The 16,770-nt window shown below is 42.8% G+C and carries 13 protein-coding genes; 10 read left to right on the top strand and 3 right to left on the bottom strand.

Going from position 1 to position 16,770, the window contains the following annotated elements; genetic code table 11:
* The 3 genes from ACXACJ_RS15595 to ACXACJ_RS15585 form a co-directional block, all read right to left on the bottom strand.
* Positions 1-927, bottom strand: coding sequence for a PD-(D/E)XK nuclease family protein (locus ACXACJ_RS15595; RefSeq protein WP_475135343.1), 927 nt, complete (start codon positions 925-927; stop codon positions 1-3).
* A 2-nt stretch (positions 928-929) separates the two neighbouring features.
* Positions 930-1,274, bottom strand: coding sequence for a helix-turn-helix domain-containing protein (locus tag ACXACJ_RS15590; protein ID WP_062303335.1), 345 nt, complete (start codon positions 1,272-1,274; stop codon positions 930-932).
* Positions 1,275-1,556: 282 nt separating this feature from the next.
* Complete coding sequence (locus ACXACJ_RS15585; RefSeq protein WP_475135342.1) at positions 1,557-3,896, bottom strand: ABC transporter permease; 2,340 nt, start codon at positions 3,894-3,896, stop codon at positions 1,557-1,559.
* A gap of 107 nt (positions 3,897-4,003) precedes the next feature.
* On the opposite strand from ACXACJ_RS15585, the gene ACXACJ_RS15580 reads away from it, so the two are divergent.
* The 10 genes from ACXACJ_RS15580 to ACXACJ_RS15535 all read left to right on the top strand — a co-directional run bounded on the left by ACXACJ_RS15580 (position 4,004) and on the right by ACXACJ_RS15535 (position 16,761).
* Positions 4,004-4,621 (top strand): hypothetical protein, encoded by a 618-nt coding sequence (locus ACXACJ_RS15580; protein WP_475135341.1) that lies wholly within the window; start codon positions 4,004-4,006, stop codon positions 4,619-4,621.
* A gap of 528 nt (positions 4,622-5,149) precedes the next feature.
* The gene (locus ACXACJ_RS15575; protein ID WP_475135340.1) at positions 5,150-5,722 is read left to right on the top strand and encodes a helix-turn-helix domain-containing protein; all 573 of its coding nucleotides are present in this window, start codon (positions 5,150-5,152) and stop codon (positions 5,720-5,722) included.
* Between the two features lie 98 nt (positions 5,723-5,820).
* Complete coding sequence (locus tag ACXACJ_RS15570) at positions 5,821-6,696, top strand: hypothetical protein (protein ID WP_475135339.1); 876 nt, start codon at positions 5,821-5,823, stop codon at positions 6,694-6,696.
* A 212-nt stretch (positions 6,697-6,908) separates the two neighbouring features.
* On the top strand, positions 6,909-9,161 hold the full coding sequence (locus tag ACXACJ_RS15565) for a heavy metal translocating P-type ATPase (protein WP_475135338.1): 2,253 nt from the start codon (positions 6,909-6,911) through the stop codon (positions 9,159-9,161).
* A 5-nt stretch (positions 9,162-9,166) separates the two neighbouring features.
* Positions 9,167-9,460 carry a 2Fe-2S iron-sulfur cluster-binding protein gene (locus tag ACXACJ_RS15560; RefSeq protein ID WP_062303346.1) on the top strand — a complete coding sequence of 98 codons (294 nt, stop codon included), beginning with the start codon at positions 9,167-9,169 and terminating at the stop codon, positions 9,458-9,460.
* A 91-nt stretch (positions 9,461-9,551) separates the two neighbouring features.
* A complete protein-coding gene (locus tag ACXACJ_RS15555) occupies positions 9,552-9,764 on the top strand; it encodes a heavy-metal-associated domain-containing protein (protein WP_475135337.1) in 213 nt (70 codons plus the stop codon).
* A 22-nt stretch (positions 9,765-9,786) separates the two neighbouring features.
* A complete protein-coding gene (locus ACXACJ_RS15550; RefSeq protein WP_475135336.1) occupies positions 9,787-10,101 on the top strand; it encodes a four-helix bundle copper-binding protein in 315 nt (104 codons plus the stop codon).
* A gap of 558 nt (positions 10,102-10,659) precedes the next feature.
* Positions 10,660-15,066: a CusA/CzcA family heavy metal efflux RND transporter gene (locus tag ACXACJ_RS15545; protein WP_475135335.1), complete on the top strand. Its 4,407-nt coding sequence runs from the start codon at positions 10,660-10,662 to the stop codon at positions 15,064-15,066.
* A 37-nt stretch (positions 15,067-15,103) separates the two neighbouring features.
* Positions 15,104-16,333, top strand: coding sequence for an efflux RND transporter periplasmic adaptor subunit (locus ACXACJ_RS15540; protein WP_475135334.1), 1,230 nt, complete (start codon positions 15,104-15,106; stop codon positions 16,331-16,333).
* A gap of 11 nt (positions 16,334-16,344) precedes the next feature.
* Positions 16,345-16,761 (top strand): Fur family transcriptional regulator, encoded by a 417-nt coding sequence (locus ACXACJ_RS15535; protein ID WP_475135333.1) that lies wholly within the window; start codon positions 16,345-16,347, stop codon positions 16,759-16,761.
* Positions 16,762-16,770: the final 9 nt, after the last annotated feature.

The raw sequence follows: 16,770 nt of genomic DNA, 5'->3' as shown, positions 1-16,770 counted from the left end.
TCAATCGGGTTTGCAAATTGGTTTAAAAGAACAATTACCACAGGCCGATGGGTCGGTTGTGGTCGGGAATTCCTCTGGGGAACATTCACTAAATTTTCGATTAGCTCCTAATCGGTACATCTTTAAAAGACCTGTGGCGATTTCGTCTTCGGTATTCCTAATGTCATCTTGGGTGATTTCATTATCACGGGACTCATCGGTAAGCAGTTGAAACTCGGTCAACCTGTAGTCAAGCACGCTATAGCTTTTCAAATTCGCTGGAAAATCCTTATGAGGGTTTACTTTGCTCAGCGAAAATGCATAGGCCAGTAACTGATCTTGGTACGTTTTAGTAGCAAAAGTGTGAACCTTCCAATCAATAATGTGCGGTGGTTCATCTTCAAAAAACAGGATTAAATCTGGACGGCCGATTACCCGAAACCTACTGAAAGGGAGGGAAAGTGTCCGTTGGGTTAGCCATTGATCGGCCGTGCGTAAATACTCAATTAAATCTTCCCTTTCTATGAAATTCTTGAGGGCTTGATGTGTATCGTTTCTAACGCGTTGTAATTCGCTTTCTGCTATTCCTTTATCGTTATCAAAATCAATAATCGCTGAAAAATCATCATAATCTGAAAACACAATGTTGGGTTCACGGTATTTCTTTTTTCTGGCAAAATCAAGTCTTTCATCAAACTTTCTGTTGGCTACCCATAACAAGGTATCCTCGTGCAAGCTCTCTTTCTTACGAATTCTACTGATCGCTACCTGACCTATAACTTCATCAACAATATCTCCTCTCCAGGCATCAAGTGTCTTTAGTTTGGAAAGGATTGTCACTTCCCTGCGAAAAGGATCTTTGACCGTTCCGTGCGCTACAATATTTTTATAGTACCATTGACGGTTACATTTGAGAAATTGCCTATATCCAGAGTATGACCAATTCATTATTATGACTTTCTGTTCCTGATGAATTTTAGATACTGAAGAAGTTCTACTTCTTCTTCATTGCTTATCTCACCAAGTTTATTTTTAGCAGCTGATGAAATGCTCTGGTCTTTTGGCAGAGCATTGCTTTTAGAAACCGGATAGCCCACTTTTTCCATTAGCATTTCATAAGAAACCTGATAAAATTTGGCAAGTCTATATAGGGTATTGGGTGATGGTTGCTTGACTTTACCAGATTCCAATTGGCTCAGATAAGCATTTGACACATCTGTCTGACGTTCCACCTCTCTTAAGGTCGCTCCTTTTGATTCTCTAAGGGCTTTGAAATATTGACCATATCCATCCATTGCTTAAAAATTGTTTCGTTGCTAAATATCGCAAGCAAATATATGTAGCTTTGCTTGATATCGCAAGCAATAGATAAAATTATTTTATCAAAGGGTTGTGCTTTAAGGAAATATATGCCTTGCCACTGGCTAAATCCTTAAACTTAGTAGCAGTAACTCTCATAGCGTACTGCGCAAATCTCTTTACTATGGGTATATTCATGTTTATCATTTCATTAAAAGCAGACTAAAAAGGTTTACAAGGAATCTCTTAAAGCTTGGCTGTTTTTTAGGTTTTACTCCCTAACGTTCATCTTTCAAAAACGCTACCGGGTTTTTACAGATCACCCGAAATACCCGTGCACTCACATAGCCAAATAAGAGGGCTGCAAGTATACCAATGGGCAACAAAAAATGGGCGGGTGACAATGTTATGCGGTATGCATAGGCTTCCAGCCATTGCTCGGAGGCGTAATAAGCTACGGTAAGACCAATAAGGATGGCCAAGGCAAAGAGTAGGGCAATCTCGCGGCTCACAAAGCCAAACAGAGCTTTCCTTGAAGCACCCAGAATCTTTTTGATGTTCAGTGCTTTGGTTTTTTGCAGGATCAATTGGTTTAAAACCCCAACCAAACCGATCAGACTGATAAGCAAGCTTACCAAACCTGCACCCAGTGCCAGGTCTGATTGCAATTTTTCAGACGCGTACTGGGCATGGAGCTGGTCTTCCAAAAAGCTGTAGTGCAGTTCAGCCCCTGGAAAAACCTCTTTCCAGATACTTTCTATTTGAGGCAATACGCTGGCGTAGGATACACCATCGGCCAGTTTCAGACTGAAATACCGCCCTATGACCGGATTGAGCATATAGGCCACCGGTTGAATGTTTTCTTTGAGCGATTCCTGGTTGAAGTCACGGATTACCCCTTTAACTGTATTGCCCACACGGTTGCTGAATAGATACAAGCGCTTGCCAATGGCCTCTTCGGGAGTACCCAGGCCCAACTGGCGCACGGCCTGTTCATTCAAAAGGACATTTTGAGCGGTATTGTCCTTGGAAAGATGGGCATAGAGCTTTTCCCCTGCCACTACATCAAAACCATAGAGGTCAATGTAATCCGCTTCGATCACCGCAGCGCTGACCATAGTTCTGGAGGAACTTTCAAACCCATGTGCCTGATAGGTTTTCCACTGTATGGCACTACCGGGTATGGCGGTAGAATTGGCCATGTACTTAACCTGTGGCATCCGGCTCATCTCTTGCTTAAAACGTTCGACCTGATAACGGATGGAATCGCTGTTTGCCAAAAGGGGCTTTTGAAGGATCATCACGTTGGAGGGGTCATAGCCCAGATTGTGGTGCTGTTGAAACTGAAATTGCCTTATGGTGGTAAAAGCAAACAGGATAAACCCAAGGGAAAGGGTGAGCTGCAATGCAGTAAAGACCTGCCCAAGGCGGTTTTTACCACTTTCTGCCAACAGGCTGGAGGGCCTGCGCGAAACACCCGCCTGACGATGTGCTGTGCGGCCTAACAAAAGCCCGTGCAGCAAACAGAAACCCAGCACGATAACGGCCAACCACAAAGCCTGTATATAGGTTAAGGGCATTCTTTCACCAAGCCCCAAGCGTGTCAAAAGTGATCCGGGCAAGCTGTACAACAGTCCCAATGACAGCAGCAATGCCACACCCATATGGGAAAGGTTGTAGCGCACAAAAGACCGGACAAAGTGCTGTTTTGATGCCCCCAGAATGTTGCGGATTGCATAACTTTTTAGCTTGCGCCTGTAGGCAGAAAAGCTAAATACTGTATAATTTGCCAGGGCAACCACCAGCACAAAAATTGCGGCCAAAGACAACATGCGGATGTTGCTTTGGTCTATCATGGGGTTTTCTTCTCCTATATCCCCATAAGTCAAATGCACCTGTTTTAAGGGAGTAAGCGATACCTGCATATTGTCCGTGGTTTTCAGGGCGGAGCGCAAGGTCTGTTCTACCTGATTTTGGAGTGCCGAGGGCGGAACATGTGAAGGCTTTAAAAGATAGAAAGCATAATAGGCACGGTCAAGATCAGTTGCGGTTTTAAAGGAATCCCAATTGTCGCTTTCTGACAAAGGCAAAATCATATCGAAAGAGAGGTGTGAATGCGTTTGATCTTCTACCACGCGGGCAATCTCAAAATCACCCTTTTTATCGACATGTAGAACCTGGCCTTCTACCTTGGTATGGCCAAACATGCGTTCGGCAAGCTCTTGGGTTACAATAATCTGGGAAGGTTTTATGAGTTGGGCATACCCATTGTTGGGCAACAGCAGGGACACCGCAGCGGGGTCTGCATATAGGCTTTTGCGCACAATGAACATCTGTTCGCCCAATCGGACATACAATCGGGAGGTTTCGGTCAATATCCGCCCCACCTTATCCACCGCATCGGGAGATTCTAAATTATACAAAAGCCCGGCAGGTAAGGCAGGGTGTTTTTTAAGCTGACCATCACTTTGGGTGGTCACCGATACACGGAAAATGTCCGATTGTTTGTCGAGGTGGGTATCATAAGTGTTGTGCCAGCTGACAGTGTTGAAAAGGATCAGGCCAACGATGAAAGACAGTGCCAGTAACGATGAAAGACAGTGCCAGTCCGGCCACAAGAAAGGTAGAATTAGGGGTGAGAAAACGCATAACTACAAGTTAATCAGATCATTGTATTGACACAAGAAAATAGCCATATATTTATACTAATCAAAAACAACAAGTCATGAATTATTCCATCACCGGGCAGCGTTTACTGTCCTGGCCTGCGCTTTTCTTAAGCGTTTTGTTGTTCTCTTCCTGTAATAAAAATGAAGTTTCTTCAGATCGGGAAGCACAGAAGTCTGCCATTGCCATGCAGGCCCCTGAAGGGTTTTTGGTACTGCAAAAGGAAAAGCAGCTTAAAGTGCGCTACCATGCTTATTTGACCGATCATTTTGTAAAAGCCGCAGAAAGAAGGTCAGAAATAATTTCTGAGGTGCCCATCTCGGGCCTGCGCTTAACTCAAATGGATATTATGGAAGGTGAGCAGATGAGTTATTTGACCTTCAACGCGGATTATGGAGACATCCACCTAAAGGCTGCTTTTCCCGTCTATAAGGATAAAAAAGGCGTTTACCTCTATGGTAGCCCTATAGAAGCAGGGATAGATTTCCGCAAGGCCGCCATGCTTGAATGCCCGTGTAACGGACACACCTGTGAGGGTTCCAACTGTTCGGAATGTATTTTCAGGAAAGACAATAATGACTGCATTACAGGTTGCTTGTGCAACCGCTCCCCTGGTGTTGGCCAATGCGATCATTCGGTAAGTACCTTTCCGCCCGGTGCTTGTGACCCGCAATAAAAGCAATTTTTAAATCATGCCCACATCCTGATTTGTATCAGGATGTGGTTTTTTTACAGATGGCTTGGTAAGTGTTTTATTCTAAAAGTCAGGATAAAAGATGTGCTGGTGATTTGAGCAAGGTTCACCTCGAAACTCATGCTACTCCATAGAGCCCAATGTCAACCAGATATGAACCCATACATATTCTGACCAAAATAACAGACGCACCTATAGCTTCTCTATATCCCCGGGTTATCATACGGTTACCCCGGCCTGACCATACCTCAGCCGTGCTTTGCTGTTGGTGAATTGTAACCCATTTTGTAATATCCCAACTGGTTGTTAAGGACTTCGATCTTTGGAAAAAAGTAAATTAGTCTGTGTATGAATTTATCGCTTGTGATAGATTCCTAGTTGAAAATCACGAACTTTGATTATTCATGGCAGGACTAATTTAGAGAATCGAACCCTCCAAAAACCAAACTTGAAAGTTTCATTGTTTTAGCTAATGGCTTTGAAACTAAATTTACCTACTCTTAAAAGTCTATGAAACCACTTCCTCTTCTCCACATCAAAAACATGGTTTGCCCCCGCTGTATTATGGCGATAGAAGGAGTATTGAAAGAGCTAAATATTGATTACAACAAAGTGACACTGGGCGAAGTAAGTCTGAACAAAGAAATCACTCTGAGCCAGCAAGTGGCCTTGAATAAAAAGTTACAAGCCCTGGGTTTTGAATTGCTGGAAAGCGGTAAATCCGCACTGATCTCCCGTATTAAAACCCTGATTGTGGAGCAGATCCACCATAAAAAGGAAAATCTACAGGTCAACTTTTCTACCTTTCTGTCCGATCAATTACACCATGACTACAGCAACTTGAGCCGCCTGTTTTCTTCGGTGGAGGGCGTTACCATTGAGAAATTCATTACTCGGCAAAAAACAGAGCGTGTGAAGGAATTACTTTTTTACAATGAAATGAACCTGTCTGAAATTGCTTTCCAAATGAACTATAGTAGTGTAGCACACCTTTCTGCCCAGTTTAAAAAGGAAACCGGTATGACCCCTTCTACATTTAAAAAATCCAAAAAGCCCGGCCACGCTTCATTAGATGCACTTTAATAACCTTAAGGTGCAGGACAACTACTTTTTATCTTTGAGAATAAGGCAAATGATAAAAAAAGATAAGCCTAGTTATTAAATAATAACTTTGACGTAGAATGCCAGAATTCCCTAAAGATTCGTTAACCAGATACTACCGTTTAATCAACCTTCTGGAGAACCTTGTAAATGAGATAGACAAGGAATACCCGAATGACCCACGATGGTTTCTTTTTTCCCTCAGGGTAAGTCGCAAGCTTCTTTTTCATTGCAAAGGCTTTTGCCTACATTCAGCTGACACTTTGTTTAATGAAACGTCTCAAAAAAATGAAGAAAATACTTTTGTTGATGTCCCCGCTCTTTTTGCCAACCTAAGACTTCAAATAGATTGTTATTCAACTTTTCATCACATATTCTTTGATGATGTAGATTGGGAAACCAAGCGTTTACGCTTTGACCTTTGGAGATATGATTCTCACGTACAAAGGATAAACCTTGAAATGGGAATCGAGTACGATCTACAACAATTAGAGGAATTGAAGTCTAATATTGAAAACAATTCCCTTTTCAAATCATATGAACCTCAAAAGCAGAATTTCATATTAGATCATGAAAGGCAGTTTGCTAATTGGAAATTCTTCCCATCTCGCTTATCAAGAAACGGACACAGGATATCATGGACTGAATTGTTCCAGCAAACTGGGATTAATCTGGAAGTAATGAACAGAGCTTATGGTTTTCTTTCAATGTATGTTCACTCAAATTTTTTTTCCGTTTGTCATTTGACCGAAATGGATAAAAGAAAATCATATAAAGCCCGGAATTTTGCTATTACCTTTTCCTCATTTTTATTATGTTTTGCGATTGATGACCTCGCTTCCAAATTTACATCCGGAAAGAAGTTTTTGGAAGAAATGAAAACACTAGACTTTGAGATTATTAGATCCTTTATTGATCAGGGACGGGTGAAAGAGAAGAATAAAAACTTCTTCTGATAAAAGGCATGATTATACGCGAATTGTAGAACTTCAGATTTATGGCTCATAGTTTTTCCGTTTGGAGAGAAAAACAAGCAGTCCAAAAACCAAACAATACTCCCCTAGATACCCCTTGACAAAATCATGTAATTCTTAAACAGGATTCTGTAACGGTGATTGCTGTGCCCTTTACCAAATTTGTGGTGTTCAATAAAAGCGAGATTACTATTATGAATACTATAGATATAAAGGCACTGGAAACCCAAAAGATAAAAGCAGTAAAACAGGCCTTTCCCGTAACAGGGATGACCTGTGCCGCTTGCGCTTCAAGCGTAGAATCTATCTTGGGTCATATCGAAGGGGTGCATGAGGCCAGTGTAAACTTTGCCAGCAGTTCTGTTTTGGTAGAGTATGAACCCTCCGTGACGTCTGCTGACCTGCGCAAAGCCTTACAATCTGTGGGCTATGATCTGATTGTAGATGTAGAAGACCCTTCGGCAGTGCAACAGGAACTACAAGAAAAGCATTATCAGGAGGTAAAAAAACGAACCATTTGGTCGGCCATTTTAACCTTGCCCGTATTCATTATAGGGATGTTCTACATGGATTGGGTGCCGGGACGATGGATTTCATTGGTGTTTACCATTCCGGTTTTGTTCTGGTTTGGTCGTAATTTTTTCATCAATGCCTTCAAGCAAGCCAAACATGGGAAAGCCAATATGGATACCTTGGTTGCGCTAAGCACAGGTATTGCCTTTATTTTCAGTTTGTTCAATACCTTATTTCCGGAGTTCTGGCACAGCCGGGGTATACATCCTCATGTCTACTACGAAGCGGCTACCGTAATTATCACGTTCATCTCTCTGGGGAAAGTGCTGGAAGAGAAGGCTAAATCCAATACTTCTACTGCCATCAAAAAACTGATGGGCTTGCAACCCAAGACCCTGAAAGTGATTGTGGATGGTGAAGAAGTGGAAATGCCTATAGCCTCTGTGCAAAAAGGTTATACCATCGTGGTTCGTCCAGGAGAAAAAATCCCTGTAGATGGTGAAGTGGCCGAGGGAAATTCTTTTGTGGATGAAAGCATGATCACCGGAGAACCTATTCCGGTGGAGAAAACCAAAGGTGAAAAAGTTTTTGCCGGGACAGTGAATCAAAAAGGTAGTTTCCGCTTTATTGCTGAGAAAGTGGCCGGGGAAACCCTACTCGCCCAGATCATTAAAATGGTGCAGGAAGCTCAGGGCAGTAAGGCCCCGGTGCAAAAGCTGGTCGATAAAATAGCTGGTATTTTCGTTCCCGTAGTCATGGCCATTTCAATTATCACCTTCATCACCTGGATGTTTATCGGTGGAGATGATGCCTTTACCCATGCGCTGCTTACTTCGGTGGCGGTACTCGTAATCGCTTGTCCCTGTGCATTAGGCTTGGCCACACCAACGGCTATTATGGTAGGTGTGGGAAAAGGAGCCGAAAACAATATCCTGATCAAAGATGCCGAAAGCCTGGAATTGGGACATAAAGTGAATGCTGTGGTATTGGATAAAACAGGTACCATCACAGAAGGGAAGCCGGTAGTAACCGATATCATTTGGGAAGATGAGGGTCAATCCGAAAAACTCAAACCCATACTGCTTGCAATGGAGTCGCAATCCGAACATCCGCTGGCAGAGGCTGTGGTTCAAAAGCTAAAGGAGGAAGGAATTAAATCTACAACCATTACCCGGTTTAACAGTATCACGGGGCGTGGTGTTGAGGCAATGTATGCAGATGACACGATGTTCTATATCGGTAATCAAAAATTGCTGACTGAACATAATATCAACGTCAGCAATGAACTTGACAAAAAAGCAAAAGCCCTTCGGGAAGAAGCTAAAACGGTTATCTTCTTTGCCAATCAAAATCAGGCATTAGCCGTACTGGCCATAGCTGATAAGATCAAGGAAACGTCCAGACAGGCCATTAAAACCCTTCAAGACAGAAACATTGAAGTGTATATGCTCACAGGGGATAATCAGCAAACCGCTCAGGCAGTTGCCAACCAGGTAGGACTGAAGCATTTCAAAGCAGAAGTGTTGCCCTCCGACAAGGCAGATTTTGTAAAAGAATTACAAGCTAAAGGCAAAATTGTGGCTATGGTGGGTGATGGTATCAACGACTTACATGCCCTGGCACAAGCCGATGTGAGTATTGCGATGGGGCATGGTTCTGATATAGCGATGGATGTAGCCAAAATAACCCTCATCACTTCAGACTTGCAGTCCATACCTAAGGCATTGAACCTTTCTAAAAAGACGGTTTTGGGTATCCGTCAGAACCTGTTTTGGGCATTTATTTACAACATTATCGGCATCCCAATAGCAGCAGGACTTTTGTATCCCATCAATGGGTTTTTGCTAGACCCAATGATTGCCGGGATGGCGATGGCTTTCAGTTCAGTATCGGTTGTGGCCAATAGCCTGCGGTTGAAGGCAGCTAAAATTTGATAGGGATGGAAAAGACGATAAAAAAAGCAGAGGTACACCTTAAAGGCTTGAAAGAGGGTACGATACAGCTAGAAGTATCTGAATCCCAAACTATTCTCACGAGTGGACTGGAAAAGGGACTCGAACTGCCTCATTCATGTAAGCAAGCCCTTTGTGGAAAATGTGCCGCCAAACTACTGGAAGGAGAGGTGTATATGAAGGCAAACTATGCCCTTAACGAAGATGAGCTTAAAGAATGTTCTGTATTGCTGTGTCAAAGCCTGCCCATGAGTGAATGCATCGTCCTGGCTTATACCTGATGGGTCAAAACTTCATAAAAAAAGAACAAAAATCTATAACGGTTGCCGGGGTTAGAACGGATAGATTTGAATCATTAAAAATCAGATAAAAATGGAAATACTAAAGTTTAAAACTTCGATAAAATGTAACGGCTGTTTAGAAAAAGTAAGCCCCCGCCTCAACGAAACGGAAGGCATTGAGAAATGGGAGGTTGATCTTAAAAATCCCGATAAGGTGCTGACGGTAGAAAGTGATGGAGCCACTGAAGGGCAAGTAATTTCTACACTCGATAAAATAGGGTTCAAAGCCGAACCCATTCACTGATTAATAACACTTAACAAATAGTATGATGATAGATGAAAAATGTATAGACGAGTGCCTGGCCTGTGTAAAGGCCTGCGAAATTTGTATTGACGGATGCCTCGGAGAAGGTGCTGAAATGGAAGCCTGTATAAGGGCCTGTCTGGATTGTGTTGACCTGTGTAGTGTGACCGCTAAACTGGAAGCCCGTAACAGCGCTTTTGCCCCAAAACTCAGAGCACTGTGTGTTGAAGTGTGTGAGGCCTGTGCTAAAGAATGCGAAAAACATGCCGATCATCACCGCCATTGTAAGGCCTGTGCGGAAGCGTGTCGTAAGTGTGCAGAAGCTTGCAGAAGTTAATGATTGGAAAAATTTAGCTAAAAGGGAGCCATCAATTGGCTTCCTTTTTAGTACGAGGGTTTCTACGTATTTAAACGGCCCTAAAAACTCCTTTTTAAGAATTTTTAAGTTGAACTTTGCAAACCTATTGCATTGATTTTGTCATAACTTTGCATAGTGCGATTCATATCAATCATATTATCTGTTTGGATTTTGGGTTTGTCAGCACTTCCATGTGCTGATAATCAATCAGCAGAAGGACATATTGAAGTAGCAATAAGTGATATAGGAGATAATCACGATCATAATTCTACTGAGGACTTATGTTCACCCCCTATGCTCGTGTCACTGCTGTCATAGCCACTTGGTAGTGTATCAATCATACAAATTAAATTCCCAGCCTCTTTCCTTCGAAGATCCGCTTACGGGTCATGCCTGCTCTCTGTCTGAAGGGTTTAAGGAATCCTTTTTAGAACCCCCGAAGGTTTAATATCAGTCTTTACCGGCCTTTTTTCTCCATGCAGTATTTACGCCTGGACGAGCCATCCTTTCTTTCTAACTGATATTAAATCATAATCAATGATCAATAAAATCATTTCTTTTTCCATAAAGAATAAATTCATCGTGGGTCTGCTCACTCTGGCGCTCATCGCCATGGGTATCTACTCCATGAACACGGTAAACCTGGGTTCCGTCCCGGACATCACAAATAACCAGGTGCAGGTGATTACAGTATCACCCAACCTGGCCACTGAGGACATAGAGCAGTTTGTAACCTATCCGGTGGAGTTGGCTATGGGCAATCTGCCCGGTGTAGATGAAATACGTTCCATTTCCAGGTTCGGGCTGTCAGTAGTCACCATTGTTTTTGAAGATGATATGGGGACCTACCTACCCCGGCAACTGGTGCTGGAAAAGCTGAATGAATTACAGGAGACCATACCTGAAAAATTTGGTAGCCCCTCAATGGGACCAATTTCCACTGGTTTAGGGCAGATCTATGAGTATACCATTCAGCCACAGGAGGGCTATGATTCACTCTATTCCCCCATGGAGTTGCGTACTATCCAGGAATGGATCGTAAAAAGACAATTGACTTTACTGGAGGGTGTAGTAGAAGTAAACTCCTTCGGTGGCTACATCAAACAATATGAAGTAGCGATCAATCCTGAGAAACTCAATGCAATGAATGTGAGTATCTCTCAGGTATATGATGCCTTAGCCAGAAATAATGTCAATACGGGAGGGGCATATATTGAGAAAAACAGGATGTCCAATTTCATCCGTGGCGAAGGGCTGATACGCTCACTTGATGATATCAGGAAAATCGTTATTAAAAATGAAAATGGAATTCCAGTTACGGTAGGAGATGTAGCCCGGAAAGTTCATTTCGGAAGTCAGGTGCGCTATGGGGCTTTCACCCAGGACGGAAAAGAAGCTGTTGGGGGAATAATTATGATGCTGAAAGGTTCCAATCCGAATGCCGTAATTCAGAATGTAAAAGAGCGAATGGAAGAAGTGCAGAAGTCACTTCCTGAAGGTTTACAGATCACACCTATTATTGACCGAAGCGATCTAATAGCAAGGACAACCGATACGGTAAAAACCAATCTGTTGGAAGGAGCACTGATCGTGATATTTGCCTTGGTCATCTTGCTGGGTAGTCTGCGTGGTGGTATCATCACAGCCACTACCATTCCACTTTCCCTCTTGTTTGCCTTCATCCTGATGAAGCAATTCAATGTTTGGGCCAACCTGATGAGTTTGGGTGCCATAGACTTTGGGATCATCATTGATGGCGCGGTCATTATTATTGAAGGGACGGTTTACGAGATCCAAAAGCGGATGCGGTCTGGTAAAATAAGGTTTGATCAGGGTGTTATGGACAAAGTAGCTTATGACGCTGGCAGCACCATGATGAGTTCGGCATTTTTTGGGCAAATAATCATTCTGATTGTTTTTGCACCTATCCTTTTTCTTACCGGTGTAGAAGGTAAAATGTTTCAGCCCATGGCCTATACTTTTGGCTTTGCTATGATTGGTGCCATTGTGCTATGCCTTACTTACGTGCCCATGATGTCGGCCTTATTCATGAAGCCCATCCAAAACAAAAAAAATGGATTTGGAAAGTTTGAAAGATGGTTAGAAAAAGTAAGTGACAAAATCATAGGAGGCATAGAATGGGCCTATTTGCCCTTACTCAAAGGCGCATTAAAGCTAAAAGCACTGGTTATCATTTCAGGAGTTATACTCCTGATAGCGGCAGGCTTCATTTTTTCGCGGATGGGTGGAGAATTCGTGCCACAGTTGGATGAAGGAGACCTTGCCATGCAAGCACTGATCAGGCCGGGTAGCTCACTTAGTGAGTCCAAAGAAGTATCAATAAAAATTGAAAATATACTTCTGGATAATTTCCCCGAAATAAAAACAGTTACTGCCCGGATAGGCGTGGCAGATATCCCTACAGACCCCATGCCGATGGATATAGCAGATATGTACCTGATCCTGGAAAAAGACAAGGAAAAATGGGTTACTGCTGAAAGTAAGGACGACTTGATCGCTGCTATTAAAGACAAACTGGATGAGCAATTAACAGGGGTGAATTTAGTATTTACCCAACCCGTGGAATTGAGGTTTAATGAACTACTCGAAGGAGTCAGGGAAGATATTGCTGTGAAGTTATATGGCGAGGATCTGGAAATCCTGGCTACCAAAGTACAGGAAATGGCCGAGATTATACAAACAGTTCCTGGTGCTGGTGATGTAAACCCTGAAAGAACTTCTGGCTTACCTCAAATGACTGTTCGCTATAACCGTGATAAGATCGCCCAATATGGTCTTGATATTCAAAAGGTAAATGAATATGTAAGTTCTGCGTTTGCCGGGGGAGTTGCCGGTGTCATCTTTGAAGGAGAAAAACGATTCGATCTGGTAATTCGGTTTGATGAGGCACATCGAAAAAGTATAGATGACTTGCGCACCTTATACATCGACCTGCCAGGTGGCACCCAGGTACCCATTAAAGAAGTTGCTGACATCAGCTACGTGCCCGGCCCCATGCAGATCTCACGGGATAATACCTATCGCAGGACGTATGTCGGGGTGAATACCAGGGGCCGTGATGTGGAGTCAGTTGTAAACGACATACAAGAAAAGCTAGATGCACAGTTAGACTTACCTCCGGGCTATTACATCACTTATGGTGGTGAGTTTGAAAACCTTGAACGGGCCAAAAGCCGGTTGCAGATCGTAGTGCCCATTGCACTCTTTTTGATTTTTGTGCTGCTGTATTTCGCCTTACAATCCTTCTCCCAATCCATCATGATTTATATCGCCATTCCCCTGGCGGCTATTGGTGGTGTGTTTGCCTTGTGGATACGGGATATGCCTTTTAGCATTTCAGCAGGTGTAGGTTTTATCGTGTTATTTGGAGTGGCCGTGTTGAACGGACTGGTACTCATCAACCGCTTTAATTCCCTAAAAAAAGAAGGCGTTACCAGTATTCGCGACCGGATTCTTACCGGCACCAAAGAAAGGATCAGGCCGATCATGCTTACAGCTACCACTGATATTTTCGGATTCTTACCGATGGCCTTTTCCGGGTCTGCCGGTGCGGAAGTACAGCGACCATTGGCTACCGTGGTGATTGGAGGAATGCTAACGGCCACATTGCTTACGTTGGTAGTGCTGCCGGTACTTTACATTTTCGTAGAAAGCAGAAATGACAAAAGGAAAAGCCTGAAAGGTTCTAGTGGCAATGTGATCGTTGCCCTGATGGTTTTTGGTGGACTTATTGGGTTACCCTCAATGGCTAATGCGCAGAAACAGCAACAAGACAGTTTACCGACTATTACACTGGAACAAGCCAGAAAACGTGCCCTAGAAAGCTATCCGAAAATCCAATCAGCCAGACTGGAAATTAAAAATCAGGAAGTTTTGAAGAAGACCGCCTGGGATTTTGGCAACACACAGGTTTTTACCGGAAAAGAAGAAGTAGGCAACGGTTCTGATGGAGTATATACAAAATTCGGCATCCAGCAACAACAGATAGATGTATTTGGAATAGCTCCAAGGGTAAAGCTGCAAAAGGAACGGGTAGCCCTGGCCGAGAAGGCACTTGACCTGTCCGTCATTGAATTGGAGCGTGAAGTAAGCCAGGCCTGGGGTATGGTATATGTCGCCAAAAACAACTACCAGGTTTATGAGCAGTTGGATTCAGTATTTACCGATATTGAAAGGGCCGCCAGGATTCGTTTAGAAACGGAAGCCACCTCCAAACTGGAATACCTCGCTACTTCTAACCAGGCCAACCAGGTACAGATACAAAAAGAGCAGGCTTACCGGGATTACCTGAGTGCCTTACAACGCCTGAACCTTTGGTTTGTCAACGATACCCTGTTTACTGTACCGGATGTTCCGACCAGTCAGTTGGATGAACCGCTAAACTATAGGGCTGATTCCCTGATGAATCATCCCTTGCTGAATATGTCAAAACAGCGGATTGATGTAGCAGAAGCTACTATAAAAGAAAGGCGCTCTCAATTTCTTCCTCAACTACAAGGCCAGTATGGCAGACAGCAGGTTGCCGGACAATCGGGATTTTATCAGTACCAGATAGGCATCAGAATCCCTTTGTTTTTTGGACCAAAGCTGGGAAGGACGCAGTCGGCCAAAATCCAGCGCGACATTGCCGGTCAAAACCTGCGACAAAACCAGTTGGAACTGAATACAGCCTATCAGGTGATGAAAGAGCAGTACCTGAAATGGCTTAACTCATGGAACTACTATAGAGATAAAGCACTTCCGTTGGCACAAGAGCAAAGAGCAGGGGCCATTTTGGCTTATCGCGAAGGCGCAATTGATTACGTCACCTTCCTGCAAAATATTCGCGATGCCATTCGCATAGAGGTAAACTCCTGGAATACCTTCGGTAATTACCTAAACAGTCGCTACCAACTGGAATACTACTTAAGAACATCAAACTAAAAATAAAGGGGTCATCAGATTTAAAAATAGAAGTACAATGAAAAAGCAAATCATATATATAGCAGCACTGGTACTTATAATATCAGTATTTACAGGTTGCGGAAGCAAGTCTACTGATAACACGGAAGATCCTTCTCATGAACATAAAGAAGGTGAAGAAGGACACAAAGAAGAGGGCGGGCATGGCGAAGAAGGAATGGCTGAACTCCACCTTTTAGACATGAAGTTTGAAAGTTTGAATATTAAAGTGGATACCCTGCCCGATAAGTCGCTTTCAGGAGTAGTGGAGGCTAATGGTCAGCTAGAGGTGCCACCACAGCATAAAGCCACTGTTACCGCCATATTGGGGGCAAATGTTACTTCTATCAAAGTAATAGAAGGTGATAAAGTAAACAAAGGCCAGGTATTGGCATACCTCTCACATCCAAACCTAACTAAAATTCAGACAGATTATGTACGGGCATACAGTCAGTTACAGTTTCTGGAGAAGGAAAATAAACGGCAAAAAAGGTTATACGAAGAAGAAGTGGGCTCCGGGAAAACCTATCAGCAAATTCAGGCGGACTACCAGGCTATGAAGGGAGAAGTAAAAGGTTATGAAGTACAGCTGAGACAGCTTAGCTTGAATGTAGAGAAAGTTCAGAGTGGAGATATCTATCAATATGTACCTGTAGTGAGTCCTATTGACGGTTACATCGAGAAAGTGGAAGTTCAGATTGGTCAGTATGTAGATCCTCAAAAAGGCATGTTTATGATTGTCAATAATGATCACATTCATGCTGATCTGATGGTCTTTGAAAAAGATATATATAAGGTAAAGAAAGGCCAAACTATATCTTTTACTGTAGAGTCAGTACCTGGTGCCACTTTAACCGCAAAAATATATTCGGTGGGTAAGCAATTTGAACAAAATCCCAAAGCAGTTCATGTGCATGCAGAGATAGATCAAAAAGAAGACTTTCTGATCCCGGGAATGTATATCAATGGTAAAATAAAAACCAGTAACAACTCTGTTAAAGCACTACCTGAAAGTGCTTTAATTGAAGAAGAAGGCAAGCCCTATATTTTTATAGTAGAAACACATCAAGAAGATGGAAAGACCGAATGGACATTTAGACCGATAGAGGTACGAACCGGTATAAGCGATGATGGTTGGGTAGAAATCAAGCTTTTGGAGTTTTTACCAAAAAACACCCAGGTAGCATGGAACAATGCTTATTACCTGATCTCTGAAATGAAGAAAGGCTCTACAGAGCATGGCCATTAATAAAGCTAGCTATGATAAAAGAACTAGAAGAAAATTTAAAGGTGCACAATATAAAACCCACTGCCATGCGGCTTTTGGTGTTGGAGTATCTCATGGATAAGGAGGCAGCTATTAGTCTTACTGATATGTATACGGAATTTGAGAAATCAGACAGAACTACCATCTACAGAACTTTGAAAGTATTTGAGGAAAATGGCATAATACATAGCATAGATGATGGTACGGGTGTGCCTAAATATGCCTTATGCGAAGATGGCTGCAAATGCGATATAGGAAGAGACTTACACCTGCACTTTCATTGTAGAATATGCGGACAAACCAAATGTCTCACCAGCTATAAAATTCCTAAAGTAGAACTGCCCCCAAAGCACATTGCTGAAGAGGCAAACTTAGTAGTAAAGGGAGTTTGTAACCATTGCTCTAGTTAAAACTAATTC

The sequence above is a fragment of the Roseivirga sp. AWQ4_251 genome (assembly GCF_056158225.1).
Note: the sequence above shows the minus strand (reverse complement) of the source record. Positions and strands in the feature narration are given on the sequence as shown.

Bases quoted from the DNA above. Each gene is read 5' to 3' on its own strand.
- ACXACJ_RS15560 (WP_062303346.1), top strand. From the start codon at position 9,167: ATGGAAAAGACGATAAAAAAAGCAGAGGTACACCTTAAAGGCTTGAAA.
- ACXACJ_RS15595 (WP_475135343.1), bottom strand. From the start codon at position 927: ATGAATTGGTCATACTCTGGATATAGGCAATTTCTCAAATGTAACCGT.
- ACXACJ_RS15550 (WP_475135336.1), top strand. From the start codon at position 9,787: ATGATGATAGATGAAAAATGTATAGACGAGTGCCTGGCCTGTGTAAAG.
- ACXACJ_RS15545 (WP_475135335.1), top strand. From the start codon at position 10,660: ATGATCAATAAAATCATTTCTTTTTCCATAAAGAATAAATTCATCGTG.
- ACXACJ_RS15540 (WP_475135334.1), top strand. From the start codon at position 15,104: ATGAAAAAGCAAATCATATATATAGCAGCACTGGTACTTATAATATCA.
- ACXACJ_RS15570 (WP_475135339.1), top strand. From the start codon at position 5,821: ATGCCAGAATTCCCTAAAGATTCGTTAACCAGATACTACCGTTTAATC.
- ACXACJ_RS15580 (WP_475135341.1), top strand. From the start codon at position 4,004: ATGAATTATTCCATCACCGGGCAGCGTTTACTGTCCTGGCCTGCGCTT.
- ACXACJ_RS15565 (WP_475135338.1), top strand. From the start codon at position 6,909: ATGAATACTATAGATATAAAGGCACTGGAAACCCAAAAGATAAAAGCA.
- ACXACJ_RS15555 (WP_475135337.1), top strand. From the start codon at position 9,552: ATGGAAATACTAAAGTTTAAAACTTCGATAAAATGTAACGGCTGTTTA.
- ACXACJ_RS15575 (WP_475135340.1), top strand. From the start codon at position 5,150: ATGAAACCACTTCCTCTTCTCCACATCAAAAACATGGTTTGCCCCCGC.
- ACXACJ_RS15535 (WP_475135333.1), top strand. From the start codon at position 16,345: ATGATAAAAGAACTAGAAGAAAATTTAAAGGTGCACAATATAAAACCC.
- ACXACJ_RS15590 (WP_062303335.1), bottom strand. From the start codon at position 1,274: ATGGATGGATATGGTCAATATTTCAAAGCCCTTAGAGAATCAAAAGGA.